This is a genomic window from Microcoleus sp. AS-A8, assembly GCA_039962225.1.
In the GTDB taxonomy this organism is placed as follows: Bacteria; Cyanobacteriota; Cyanobacteriia; order Cyanobacteriales; family Coleofasciculaceae; genus Allocoleopsis.
In genome coordinates, this window is the sequence record JAMPKV010000005.1 from 70,874 (window position 1) to 84,687 (window position 13,814).

Annotated in this window: 11 protein-coding genes; all 11 read left to right on the plus strand. The window is 47.8% G+C overall.

Annotated features, from left to right (window positions below; all coding sequences use genetic code 11):
- The first annotated feature begins 9 nt into the window (after positions 1-9).
- The 11 genes from NDI48_09480 (at position 10) to NDI48_09530 (ending at position 13,798) form a co-directional block, all read left to right on the plus strand.
- Positions 10-1,860: an ABC transporter ATP-binding protein/permease gene (locus tag NDI48_09480; GenBank protein MEP0831438.1), complete on the plus strand. Its 1,851-nt coding sequence runs from the start codon at positions 10-12 to the stop codon at positions 1,858-1,860.
- 161 nt (positions 1,861-2,021) lie between these two features.
- The gene (locus NDI48_09485) at positions 2,022-3,086 is read left to right on the plus strand and encodes a glycosyltransferase (GenBank protein ID MEP0831439.1); all 1,065 of its coding nucleotides are present in this window, start codon (positions 2,022-2,024) and stop codon (positions 3,084-3,086) included.
- Positions 3,087-3,122: 36 nt separating this feature from the next.
- Entirely contained in the window at positions 3,123-4,295 is a 1,173-nt protein-coding gene (locus NDI48_09490; GenBank protein MEP0831440.1) for a glycosyltransferase family 4 protein, read from the plus strand.
- A 65-nt stretch (positions 4,296-4,360) separates the two neighbouring features.
- A complete protein-coding gene (locus tag NDI48_09495; GenBank protein MEP0831441.1) occupies positions 4,361-5,515 on the plus strand; it encodes a glycosyltransferase family 4 protein in 1,155 nt (384 codons plus the stop codon).
- Between the two features lie 58 nt (positions 5,516-5,573).
- Positions 5,574-6,695 (plus strand): glycosyltransferase family 4 protein, encoded by a 1,122-nt coding sequence (locus NDI48_09500; GenBank protein MEP0831442.1) that lies wholly within the window; start codon positions 5,574-5,576, stop codon positions 6,693-6,695.
- Positions 6,692-7,669 (plus strand): glycosyltransferase family 2 protein, encoded by a 978-nt coding sequence (locus tag NDI48_09505; protein ID MEP0831443.1) that lies wholly within the window; start codon positions 6,692-6,694, stop codon positions 7,667-7,669. Before NDI48_09500 ends, NDI48_09505 begins: the two co-directional genes overlap by 4 nt.
- Positions 7,666-9,153, plus strand: a complete 1,488-nt coding sequence (locus tag NDI48_09510; GenBank protein MEP0831444.1) for an O-antigen ligase domain-containing protein — start codon at positions 7,666-7,668, stop codon at positions 9,151-9,153. The genes NDI48_09505 and NDI48_09510 overlap by 4 nt, the downstream gene beginning before the upstream one ends.
- 36 nt (positions 9,154-9,189) lie before the next feature.
- On the plus strand, positions 9,190-10,338 hold the full coding sequence (locus tag NDI48_09515) for a glycosyltransferase family 4 protein (GenBank protein ID MEP0831445.1): 1,149 nt from the start codon (positions 9,190-9,192) through the stop codon (positions 10,336-10,338).
- Positions 10,301-11,560: a glycosyltransferase family 4 protein gene (locus tag NDI48_09520; protein ID MEP0831446.1), complete on the plus strand. Its 1,260-nt coding sequence runs from the start codon at positions 10,301-10,303 to the stop codon at positions 11,558-11,560. Before NDI48_09515 ends, NDI48_09520 begins: the two co-directional genes overlap by 38 nt.
- Positions 11,561-11,636: 76 nt before the next feature.
- Entirely contained in the window at positions 11,637-12,791 is a 1,155-nt protein-coding gene (locus tag NDI48_09525; GenBank protein ID MEP0831447.1) for a glycosyltransferase family 4 protein, read from the plus strand.
- A gap of 185 nt (positions 12,792-12,976) precedes the next feature.
- A complete protein-coding gene (locus tag NDI48_09530; GenBank protein ID MEP0831448.1) occupies positions 12,977-13,798 on the plus strand; it encodes a YdcF family protein in 822 nt (273 codons plus the stop codon).
- The last annotated feature ends 16 nt before the right edge of the window (positions 13,799-13,814 follow it).

A 13,814-nucleotide genomic window follows, 5' to 3' on the forward strand; every position in this document is an offset into this window, starting at 1 on the left:
AAAATTCCCATGCATCTCAAACTTCCCAGGCCAATTCGCAGTCTGCTGAAGGCTACAAAGTTCTGGAAGGACAACTACCTAGTCCTACGAGAGTTCAAACACTTTCCCAGAATAGCCATCTTAGCCCTCTTGTTCACGTTTCTAGCTGTAACCTTTGAAGGGGTTGGTATTGGTTTTCTTCTTTCCTTCCTGCAAAGCTTAACGAGTCCTAATGCCAAACCTATTCAGACAGGGATTGGCTGGTTTGATATTTGGGTTCTGGGAGTCAATACATCTGCCACCAGCCGACTCTTCCGAATATCGGCTTTAATTTTACTAACCACCTGGACTCGGGCTGTCTTTAACTACCTAGCCGCTATTTATACCGATCTAACTCAATTAAATCTGCTCGATCGCCTTCGCAAACAGATTTTTGAACAGCTTCAGTCTGTCAGTTTAAGTTTCTTTTCCAAGACGCGTTCGGGCGAGCTAATCAATACTCTGACTACTGAAATTGAGAGAATGCACCAAGCATTTGGAGGGTTCGCATTCATACTTACCAGAGGTTTGACAGCAGGCGTCTACTTTCTCTCAATGTTACTGCTGTCGTGGCAGCTTACCCTACTTTCAATTCTGCTATTTTCTCTTTTAGTAGTTGGTCTATCGGCCCTGAACGCTCGCGTGCGAGAGGCAAGTTTTGACGTATCGAAAGCCAGTGGTGCGTTTACCTCAACGGCAATTGAATTGATTAATGGGATTCGTACCGTTCAGGCGTTTGCGACTCAAGACTTCGAGCGCAGGCGGTTTTATAACGCAAGTTCTAACATAGTCAAGGCGAATACAAAAACCGTAATGGCTTGGGCGATCGTGAAACCTCTTGCAGAGAGTTTAGCAACTACCGTGCTTGTTGGGATGATTATTGTTGCGTTTACGGTTTTTGTCCAAAATGGAATGCTACAGGTCGCTTCGTTGCTCACATTTTTCTTTGTTCTGTTCCGTTTAGTGCCACAACTACAGGATGTGAATAATGTGATGGCACATCTAAGTACCCTGCACGGGTCAGCAGACAACATTAAGGAGCTGCTGAGAACGGACAATAAGCCGTATTTTAAAAATGGCTCGACTAAGTTTTTAGGATTAAAGCGCTCAATTGAACTAGTATCTGTAGATTTTGGTTACGAACCTGCTAATCTTGTCCTGCACGATATCAGGCTCATCTTCGCACGGGGCAGAATGACAGCATTGGTCGGATCGTCCGGTGCTGGTAAATCAACGTTGGCTGACCTCATCCCGCGATTTTACGACCCAACGGAAGGTCAAGTTCTTATTGATGGGGTCGATTTGCGAGAGTATGACATAAACTCGCTGCGCCGGAAGATGGCTGTGGTGAGTCAAGATACGTTTATTTTTAACACTTCTGTGAGAAATAATATTGCCTATGGTTCAGAAGAGGCCACAGAAGAAGCAATTTTAGAAGCCGCTCGATTAGCCAATGCACTCGAATTCATTCAAGAAATGCCTGAAGGGTTAGAAACCCAACTCGGAGACAGAGGTGTTCGCTTATCGGGGGGTCAACGCCAGCGTCTTGCGATCGCTCGTGCTCTGCTGCGCGACCCAGAGATTTTGATTTTGGATGAGGCAACCAGTGCTTTAGATTCTGTATCCGAACGCTTAATTCAAGAGTCATTGGAGAAGCTTTCTGTGGGTCGCACGGTGATTGCGATCGCCCATCGACTCTCAACAATCGCTAAGGCAGATAAAGTTGTTGTACTCGAACAGGGGCGAATTTTAGAGCAGGGAGGGTATCAAGAGTTACTTGCTCGAGGTGGTAAGCTCTGGAAATATCATCAAATGCAGCACGAAGTGGGTCCAGTCAGTTAGCATCGAAGGTATCTTTAAGTTGGTAAACAAGATACCGAATTTACCAGCGATTTATCATGCATCAGGGGCAGTGTTACAGAAGAATTAGACCAGCTTTTAGCCAGCATTTTAATTGGCTAATGAGTAGTTTTTGAAAAGTTTAGGAAGGCAGCATCACCGTCATGAGCGAACAACATGCCCATCGCGCTACTATTCCACCCGTTCCCGATGATGTATCTCGTCCCCTATGGTCTGTCATGATTCCCGCTTACAATCCTGGGAAATATCTCCGCGAGACCCTCGCGACTTTACTCGCTCAAGCTCCGGGTTCCGATATCATGCAAATTGCTGTTGTTGACGATCGCTACCCTCACGAAGACCTAGAAGCGGTTGTCAAAGAAGTAGGAGGCGAGCGGGTTGAATTCTATCGACAGCCAGAGAATGTAGGGTTAACGAAAAATTTTCAAACCTGCTTGCAACTCGCTCGGGGACGCTTAATCCACGTATTGCATGCTGATGATTGCGTGCGCGAGGGATTCTATCCAAAAATGCAGCGCCTATTTAGCGACCACCCAGAGATTGGCGCTGCTTTTTGTCGCCACATCATTACGGATGAAAACGGTCATTGGCAATCTATATCCGTATTAGAACAGCCGGAAAGTGGGGTTCTGCCAAGAAGCTGGTTGGAGCATCTAGCTGGATTTATCCGCATCCAAACCCCATCAATTGTAGTGCGGCGTGACATATACGAAAAACTCGGCGGGTTTGACAACCGCTTACCCATTTGTAGTGACTGGGAAATGTGGGTCAGAATTTTTACTTACTACCCGATGGCATATGAAGCAGAGCCGTTAGCCCTATATCGCAAGCATTCCAAGTCTATTACGAACAAGACCGTGCGGGACGGTAGATACTTTCAACAACTTCGCGAGGCTGTAGATATTTTCCACAAATACCTACCCGAAGAAATCGCGGACAAAGTTTACAAGATGGCGAGGCAGAATTGCGCGTACCACACGCTGGAAATTGCTGACTCAATACTAGAAGCGGGGGATATGCCCGTCACTCTGAAGCTGCTGGGAGAAGCTATTAAAACAAGTCCCACCTTCCGAGTTATTCGGTCAGCTGGTCGCATTTTTTTACTGGATGGCTCAGAATGGCTCTTGCGGATAATATACACGGCTCTATCAGGCCGAGGATACAAAAACGCGGAGACTCCCGACACCGTCCTGCGTTCCGATGCTTAAGATTGATTGATTTCTACTTGCACAGGGATAGTTTAAATGGATAGCCCTACTCGCGTTCTCTCCCTCATCGAAAACAACATGGGGCATCGCACTTATGGCAATTTAATCAGGGGTTATTTCAGTAAAAGTTCATCTTGTAAAGTGGACTTTTATTGGTGTAGTGACGAGCTGGAGCTTCCTACAAGAGTTTTAATCAAACTCCTTAGCTTACCCTTTCCCAATCAATGGGTCAGAAAACACAATCTGGATTTTAGCCGTTCTCGCCTCGAACTGGGATATGCTTATGCGGCGAGGCGGCTAGCCGATCGCAAGTTACATCAAGCTCAATACTCGGCGCTGCACATTCACACTCAGCTTCATGCCTTACTTTCAGTTGATTGGCTGAAGAAATTACCAACTGTCGTCAGCATTGACATGACAATACTTCAGGCAGCAAAAGAACGGAGTCATCCCGATTTTAGATGGACTTATACCCCAATTTTAAGGTTGGAAAAACGAGTTTTTGAAACAGCAGCGCAAGTGATAACTGTTTCAGAATGGGCGCGTCAGTCGGTTATTAAAGACTACAAAATCAATGAGAACAAGGTAAAAGTTATTCCGTTTAGTGTCAATGTAGATGCAATTACGCCTCCGAGCCATCAAGAAAAATCGCTTAATAAGCCTTATAAAATCTTGTTTGTGGGAGCTGATTTTAAACGCAAGGGAGGAGAAGATGTTTTAGATGTTTTTTTGAAATCGTTTTCCGAGGACGCTGAACTTCATTTGGTTACGCCAACAGCAATTGACTGCCAGCATCCTAACGTTCATATTCATAGCAATATTAAGGCTTACACTCCTGAATGGTTAGAACTCTACCACCAAGCTGATGTGTTCGTGATGCCAACCTATGCCGATGCACTCGGCATTGCTTATATGGAAGCAATGGCAGCAGGGTTGCCCGTCATTGCGACGAACTTGGTGCAAATTACGGAGGTTGTCAGTCACAAAAAGACGGGTTTTTTAATTCAACCTGGCGATCGCCAGGAACTCGCTTGTAGAATTCGAGACCTCATGGAGAACCCCGATTTAGGTCGTGAAATGGGGGAAAAAGGACGGCTCATTGCCGAACGCAAGTTTAGTTCACGCTCAAATTTTCAGACTCTAGAGTCAATTTTTAAAGAGATATCTAGCTTGAAAATAGGGTGTCAGGAGTCAGGAGTCAGGGGTTAGGGTAAATAGATTTTCGCTCTTCGTTGTGATCGGTAGTCGATAGACGGCTGTATTGAAGTAAACTTATGAAAATCCTGCTTACAGTTCACCACCATCTCGACACCAACGCTGGAATTTCCGGCGTTACGTGGCGGCTGGGTGAGGAATATAAAAAGCTAGGACACGACGTGCAGTATTATACCTACGATACGAATCTCCCGCGTCGATTGTCCGGGTTAGCTAAGTCGATTATATTTCCTGAATTTACAGCATTCCACATTTCAGCTCTTGCTAAACAGCAAGCCCTCGATGTAGTAGATGCCTCTAGTGGCGATGCTTGGGTATGGGCAAAGCTGTTTAGCAAGTCAACCCAAAAGCTTCCCTGCCTCGTCACGCGCAGTCATGGACTCGAACACATCGTTCATATCGAAACCCTAGAAGAAGCACAACGGGGAAGCTTGCGCTTGAGCTGGAAATACCCAATCTATCACGGAGGCTTCCGGCTGTGGGAAGTGGCGACTTCTCTGCGCGGTGCTGACTTGGCCTTATTTCTCAATCACCGCGACTTAGATTATGCTGTCGAACAGTTGGGAGTCAAGCCTGAACAAACACGCCTTGTGGCCAATGGAATGCCGGAAGTCTTTCTGAATCTTCCGTTCGATCCAACGCCAGAAGCCAAGGATGCAACGATTGGTATTGCTCAAGTGGGAACGTATATCCCCAGAAAAGGCATTTCTTATAGCGTACCGGCCTTGAACGCAATTCTCGATCGCTATCCCCAAGTCAAGGTGAGCTTATTGGGAACGGGTTGCCCGGAATCACAAGTCTATGCAGACTTCAACCCTGCTGTGCGCGATCGCGTTCTAGTCATCCCGCACTACACCCACGAAAGCTTGCCTACATTGCTGCGGGGACATCACATCAAAATCTTTCCCACCCTTGCCGAAGGATTTGGCTTGGCGCTGATCGAAGCAATGGCTTGCGGTCTAGCTCCCGTGACCACAAAGACACCAGGACCGATGGAAATCGTGCGGAATGGATACGACGCGATCACAATTGCTGTTCGGGACAGTGCAGCGATCGAACAAGCGTTAGAGCGGTTAATCGGCGATCGCCAATACTTGGAGCAGCTGCGGCGCAACGCTCATGCTACCGCACAACGATACAGTTGGACGCGCATCGCTCGGGAAAACCTTTCTTTCTATCAAGAAGCACTCTCTCAGAGGAGGGTTTCCCGATGAAAAGCATTCCCCCGAACTCTAATCAAGGTTCTAGTTTGATTTTGCAGGATAGTGACTTATGAAGCTCTGTATTGTTACGGAAAATGTCATTAAACGTAATGGTCAGGGCAGGGTCAATTACGAGATTGCCTGGGAAGCGTTGCGTCGCGGTCACCCGGTAACCTTGGTAGCAAATCGAGTAGCCCCAGAACTTGAGCAAAACAGCCAAGTCAACTGGATTTTTATTCCAGTCAAAGGAGTGCCGACGCAACTACTAAGCGGCGTTGCATTTGCTTGGCGCAGTGCCAACTGGTTGCGCCAACACCGCCCCACTGTGGATGTAGTCATGGCTAATGGCGGCATCACCTGGGCGCAGGGGGACTTAATCTTAGTACCATTCGTGCATAGCGCTTGGTTGCGCTCACCCTTACATACATCGCGAGTACGTCGAGATTTTTACGGTGCTTATCAGTGGCTCTACACGGCTCTGAATGCGCGTTGGGAAAAAAATGCCTTTCATCAAGCGCAAGTTGTCGTAGCAGTTTCTCACCAAGTCAAGAAGGAATTGTTAGATATCCATGTCCCGGAGGAGAAACTCCGAGTTCTTTGGTGTGGTGTCGATTTGCAGGAGTTTTCACCAGGGTATAGCGATCGCCAAAAATACGATTTGCCCGAGCAAGTTCCACTCGCACTGTTTGTGGGCGACATCCGCATCAATCGCAAGAACTTGGATAGCGTCCTCCGTGCTATGACCCGAACTCCCGAATTGCAGCTGGCTATCATGGCTGCTGAAGATAGCTCTTATCCTCAGCTAGCTACAGAACTCGGCTTAGATACGCGAATCCATTTCTTAGAACCCCAACTTCCTGTTTCAGAGGTCATGCGGGCGGTGGATTTCTTTGTCTTCCCGTCGCGTTACGAACCATATGGCTTGGTTGTCATTGAAGCGATGGCTTCCGGTTTACCTGTAATTACTACGGTAATGACGGGAGCGGCTGAAATCGTGACACCGGACTGCGGAATAGTCTTGTCTGACTCAGAAGACATTGACGCTCTGGCCAAGACACTCAGTACCCTTGTTCATGACCCCGAACTGAGAAAGCGTATGGGTACAGCTGCCCGAAGCGTAGCGGAGCAGCATAGCTGGACGAGTATGGCACAAACCTATGTCGATATATTTGAGGAGCTGAGTAAAAAATGACCGTTACCGTCCTTGTCCCCACTTACCGCCGCCCACAAGACTTGGGGCGTTGCTTGGAGGCACTTCAAAAACAAACTCGACCCGCTGATGAGGTATTGTTGGTCGTTCGCGATAGCGATACGGAAACATGGACGCTCCTCAAATCGCTAAACTTCGATTCCTTGTGCCTGCGTACCGTAGCCGTGAGCGTTCCGGGGCAAGTTGCAGCCCTTAATACCGGTCTGGATGCCGCCCTGGGCGATATTGTTGCCATTACCGACGATGATGCCGCACCTCATACCGATTGGCTAGAACGCATCGAAGCGCACTTCCTAGCAGATAGCCGTGTGGGCGGTGTCGGTGGACGGGACTGGGTGTATCACGGTACCGAACTGGAAAATGGTGCGCGTGAGGTTGTGGGACGGGTACAGTGGTTCGGACGCACCATCGGCGACCATCATTTAGGCGTTGGTGAACCGCGTGAGGTGGAAATCTTCAAGGGGGCGAACATGAGCTTCCGCAAAAGTGCGATCGCCAATATCCGCTTTGACGAGCGCTTGCATGGCGTAGGTGCTCAGGCACACAACGATATGGCATTTTGTCTGACCGTGAAGCGAGTCGGTTGGACGCTGATCTACGACCCAAAAGTGGGCATCGATCACTTCCCAGCACAGCGTTTCGATGACGATCAGCGATACAAGTTTAATCAAGTCGCCATCATCAATGCCGTACACAATGAAACCTTAATCTTGCTAGACTACTTGTCCCCCGTACAACGTGCCGTGTTTCTCCTATGGGCGATATTGGTCGGAACGCGCAGTACGCCAGGTTTCGTTCAATGGTTGCGCTTTCTCCCTCGTGAAGGAGCGTTGGCAGGACAGAAGTTACTCGCCGTTTGGCGCGGACGCTGGCAGGGGTGGCAAACTTGGCGACAGGGCGATCGCAATTCAGCCCCTTTCTCAAGGAAATCCTCTGCCTATAGAAGCGCTCAATGAGTTACACCAAGACACCTTCAAGACGCTCCCCCCTCGGAAGCTTTCGCCTGAGTCTGCAACCCGCTCCGGCTTGGACAGCAATACTAGCGCTCGCTGTTATTACATTGCTGGGAAGTCTGGCAGGTGCTGGCAGCATCATGCGCCTACTTTTTCCATTAGGAGCTTTCGCTGTCGGTGTAATCTTGTATCGACGGTACCCTATCCTCTATCTAGGTTTCGTTTGGTGGCTGTGGTTCCTAACGGCGTGGGTTCGCCGCATCATCGACGTTCGCAGTGGTTGGGTCGAGCCGAGTCCAGTACTGCTGGCACCTTTTTTGGCAACTATAGTAACTGTTGCTACCTTGCTGCGATACCTTCCCAAGTCGTACCGCATAGGGGGTCTACCCTTTGTTTTATCGTTAACGGGTGTAGTCTATGCCGTTCTCATTGGAGTGATTAACAGCAGGTACGGTCTCGATCACACCATTATTAACGTAATTGCAGCGGACAATTTGACTTACACCCTCAGCAACGTCATCTTGAGAGCGCTCGACTGGGCAACGCCTATCCTCTTCAGCTTCCACATCTTTGCCAATTGGCAACATTATCCCGAATACCGCCAAAACATTCAGCGTGTTTTCCGTTGGGCTGTTTTAATCTTGGGCGTTTACGGCCTAGTACAATACCTAATGCCACTGGAATGGGATAGATTCTGGTTGGCCAACGTGGCTGGAGGAAATTTTTCCTTCGGACGCCCCGAACCCTTGGGAATGCGCGTCTTTAGCACCATGAATTCAGCCGCACCCTTCGCGCAAATGATGGTGGCTGGTCTGATTTTAGTATTAGCTGACCAAGGAATTTTGCGGATTTTTGGTGCAGGATTTGGCTTTATATCGTTACTTCTAACGCTAGTACGTGCAGCTTGGGGAGGCTGGATTTTAGGATTTTTAATCTTCAGCTCTTCTCTAAAAGCGAAACTCCAAATGCGCTTAATCGTTACGGTTTTAGCTGTGGGAATTTGTGCCTTTCCCCTAACAGCTGTGGAGCCATTTTCTACAGTCATCACCTCCCGCGTGCAAAGCATCACGAACGTTCAGGAAGATGTTAGCTTTCAAGAAAGAACTGCAAGTTATAATAGAGCGCTAAGTGCAGCTCCCTATCAGTATTTGGGCAATGGATTGGGACTGCCTGGATTAGATAGTGCGTTCCTGGATGTAATTTTGCAAATGGGATGGTTAGGAGGTATTCCCTACTTTGGCGGACTTATTCTAATCTTATTAAAACTACCGCAATGCCTTAAAATAAAATCCGATCCGTTTTTAATCGCAACCACCGCTATTAGTTTCGCTTCATTTGGGATGCTGATTTTTAATAATGTATTTGCTGGCATCCAAGGCGTACTGTTTTGGAGTTTCATCGGTATTTCGTTTGCAGGGCATAAATATTATCAACAGCAACGTACAGCCCCACACACAGAGTCTTTACCAATGAATCTCAATCAATAATTTCCGTCTAGGCAGCAAAACTTCTGAGGAATTTTTATGCATATCGCACTTACTGTAGGTAGTTTTAATCAGTTGGGGGGTATCGAGCGAGTTACGGTTCAGCTCGCCTTGGGCTACCGCTCGCTAGGGCATGAGGTGACTATATTTGCTACCGACTGGGATGCTGTTTACGAAGACCGATTTAACTTTGTAAAAGTCAACGCTCCGGCAAAACCGATGTGGTTGCGGACTTTAACTCTGCCCAAAGAGACAACATGCCTTCTAGAGCGTGGAAACTATGACTTGATTCACGGTCAGGGAACCAGCACGCTCGCATTCGACCTGCTAACGTTTCATACAGTACATGCAGCTTGGCTTAACGTTTCTGTAGCGGAAGAAGGTGCTTGGTCTGTACGGGGGATAGCCAAGCGCGTCTATCCCTTTCATCGGGCAACGATCGCAATGGAACAGCAGCAAGCTCGAACCCACAAAGGCTTGTTTCATGCCTGTTCTCGTGCCGTGCGCGAGGAAGCGATTAAGTCTTACGGCGTCGATCCCGATCGCATTCACGCCGTTCCTTGGGGGGTAGACTTGGAAACATTCCAGCCTAACCCGGATGTCCGCGCTCAAGAACGGGCGAGTTGGGGTGTAGATGACTCGACTCCCGTGCTGCTATTGGTGGCTAACGAGTTTAACCGCAAGGGTCTTGCCGTCCTGCTCGATGCGATCGCGCAATTGGGACGCTCTGACGTGCAGTTAATCGTTGTGGGACGAGGTAACCCGGAACCCTATCTCCCCCAAATCGAGAGCTTAGGTTTAAAGAAACAGGTGCGTTTTTTAGGACATCGCCCTGTCGCTCCCTGCTATCAAGCCGCCGATTTGTTCGTCATGCCCTCAACCTACGAAGGCTGGGCACTGGTCATCGGTGAAGCGCTGGCTAGCGGGTTACCAGTCATCACATCCCGCTTTGCAGGGTCTTCCGATTTAATCGAACACGGAAAAAATGGTCTAATTTTACAAGACCCTCGCAGCGTGGACGAAATCGCGGGTACTTTGCATACAGCACTAGTTCCCGAAACCCGTCAGGCGATGGCGGCGGCGGCTCGTCAGAGCGTTCTGCACACCACTTGGCTCGACGTTAGTCGGCAGCTTTTGGAGTTAGGAACTGGTGTTAAACAAAATCCACAAGCAAGCCCAGCGGCTTGAGTCTCCTTATACCCTGATTCAAATTAATGTCTTCGAGTTAATGTCTTCGAGCAATGGAGCTGGCTCAATGAGACTTTTGATCGTTAGCCATCCCTGCGTTACTCCAATCAACCAGCAATTTTATGCTGAAGTGGAACGGGACACAGGTTGGGAACTGATAATTGTCACGCCTTCCAATTGGGAAAACGAGTATGGCAGCCAAATCGTTGCTGAACGTTGGCATGAGTATCGAGGTCAACTAGTGAATATCCCGGTCTGGAAATCTGGTAATATTCCCCTCCACCTTTATCGCTCAATTTTTATACCACTGTTGAGAGAATTTGAGCCAGATGCCATCTACGTTCATCACGAACCCTATGCTGCTGCTACAGCGCAAGTCTACTTGGCGAATCGTCTGAGTTTGCGTAGACCGATTGGTTTCTATTCAGCACAAAATATTCTCAAGTCCTATCCTCCACCGTTTCGGCAGACCGAGCAAGCAATATTTCACAGCAGCCAGTTTGCGTTTCCCGTATCCCAAAGCGTAGAGCAGGTTTTGCACAAGAAGGGTTGCAAAGAAATGACAACCGTCTTACCCTTGGGGATTGACCCAGAGGTTTATTTTCCTCATCCCCAAGCACAGAAAGTTGCCGATAATTTACGCAGGAGCGAGAAAGAAATCCTTATAGGTTACCTAGGGCGAATTTCAGCGGAAAAGGGGCTTAAAACGCTCCTGTATGCTTTGAAGCAACTCGAAAATCTTTCCTGGCGGTTGATTGTCGTAGGATCTGGCTCTTACGAAGCGGAGTTTGAGGCGATCGCGCAAAATCTCCAGCTACAAGATCGAATTAACCGACTGGGCTACGTTCCTCATGTTGAAGCCCCCCTCTATCTTTCAGCATTCGACGTGCTAGTCTTGCCTTCAGAAACCCGTCCCAATTGGAAAGAACAGTTCGGTCGAGTGATTATTGAAGCGATCGCTTGTGGCACTCCCGTAGTAGGCTCAGATTCAGGTGAAATTCCGTATTTGCTTCAGGCTACGGGTGGAGGTTTAACCTTTCCAGAAGGACAGCCAGACGCTTTAGCCGAAAAATTGAAGCAACTAATTATCAATTCTTCATTGCGCTCGCAATTGGTCGGGCAAAGCAGACCTATTGTCCTACAAAATTACACAAATTCATCATTAGCCCAACGCTTTGCCCAAACGATTGAGAAAGCCGTTCGAGATAAAAATAGGAAGTAGCAGAAGGGGAGAGGGAGAGAAACATTAATAGCGAGATGAAATTTATAGGTAATCTTTATAAGAAGAGGAAATTTTCATGAGTGACCCTGCTGCCGCATCTACCTCTCTTCTATTTGTAGGACTCGGATGGTTTCCCCAGTCGCCTGGGGGAGTGGAAAGATATGTTTACGACCTAACTCGTCAGCTGGTAGCGGGTCAAGATCGAGTTGAATTGTGTGGTGTTGGTTTACCGGAAACTCAACCGGAATCTCTCACCCAACTCACTAACCTCGCTGCACCAGAACGTCCAATTTTGCAGCGTCTTTGGTCTACTCGGCGCAATTTTTTGCAGAGGCAAATGCAACACCCCGATGCCATTAACTTGCATTTCGCCCTGTATAGTTTTCCTCTGATGGATATATTACCCAAAAACGTCCCAATTACTTTTACCTTTCACGGGCCTTGGGCATTAGAAAGTCAGCAAGAAGCGGCAAGTAAGTTGAGTGTTTTGATTAAGCAATCGTTAGTTGAAAAATACGTTTATCGTCGTTGCGATCGCTTCATCGTCCTAAGCAAAGCATTTGGCACTATTTTGCATCAAAACTATCAAGTTCCTTGGAACAAAATCCACATTATTCCCGGTGGCGTAGCTCTAAATCGGTTTCACTCCAACTTATCACGTCAAGAAGCCCGTACCCAGCTTAGCTGGCCTCAAGATCGCGTTATTTTATTTACTCCCCGTCGCTTAGTTAATCGCATGGGACTTGACAAATTGCTGATTGTTTTATCTAAAATCAAGCCAAAGATTCCCGATATTTGGCTTGCGATCGCGGGAAAAGGCCCGTTAAGGGATTCCCTGGAACAGCAAGCTACGGAATTAGGACTGAACGACCATGTCAAATTTCTCGGTTTTTTACCAGATGACCAGTTACCCATAGCTTACCAAGCCGCTGACCTAACGATAATGCCCAGCCAATCGTTAGAAGGATTTGGCTTAGCCATCGTGGAATCCTTAGCGTCCGGAACTCCAGCACTGTGTACGCCAGTTGGGGGAATGCCGGAAGTCATCGCCAATTTCTCTCCCGATTTAATTACTGCTTCTTCTGAGGTAACAGATATTGCAGAACGATTAGAAGCGGCGCTGACTGGAAAAATATTAATGCCGTCTCGAACCGCCTGCCGCGAGTACGCAGTTGCACATTTCGATTGGCAGAACATCACTCAGCAGATTCGACAAGTTTTATTAGCATAAGCCAAGATGTTTATAGCGGTTCTCGATTGAATGCAATACAAGTCGTTCGTAGGCACTAGATATATCGAGTGCAAACCCTTGTGCTGTAAGCCACTGAGAATTGCTCAGTAGGATGATTAAGAAAGTTAAGCTATCTTAGAGGGTGACATCGTGAAAAATTAAACCCACATCTTGCACCCGAATCAATGTTTGATTCATCTTTGTGCGATCGCCCAATTCCCGAACATCCTTTTTTCATCGATTGGTTGAGGTTTGAATGGCTCAACAAACCTCTGCTAATAGTTCTAATTCTCTTAGCTTTCCTCGGTCTTGGCTGGGTTATTTACAATACGCGATGGAGACGTTGGTTCAAGAGTCCAAAAGTAATTGCCTTGTTGTTTGTTGGCACAGCAACTCTACCACTATTGGTTGTCTTTTTAGCAGTTAAAGGACTCGTTGTATTTCTTCCACCTGATCCGGGCACACAAACCGAGGCAATTGTCATATTGGGGCGAGGCCCCTTACTTGAGAGACAACGACTCGATCTGGCTGCCGAACTATGGCAAGCTAAACGAGCACCGCTAATTTTTGCTAGCGGTAGGGGTGATGCTGACAGAATGGTTGAGCAACTGGAAAAAACAGGCATTCCTCAGCGTTCGCTAGATGGTGAAACTTGCTCGTTAACCACCTGGGAAAATGCCATTTTCACATCAGCCATCCTACAAGCGCGAGGGATTCGGCGAATTCTGTTAATTACGGACTCGCCGCATATGTTGCGATCGCTACTGGTATACCGCGCTAATGGTTTTACCGTGATTCCCCGTACAAGTGGCATACCCTCTTTCTTTTACGGCAAGAGAGGAAAAGCCTTTCTTTACCTAAAAGAATACCCAGGACTCATCAGTTATGCCCTACGAGGACTATTTGATCCGCAGCGATCACCTCAACCAGATAGTCCCGATCTCGCAAACTTATTACGAGACGCTCAACAATACGGTCAATTGGGAATTGGCACAGGAGAAAGATAAAGTTTTTTCCTTTTCC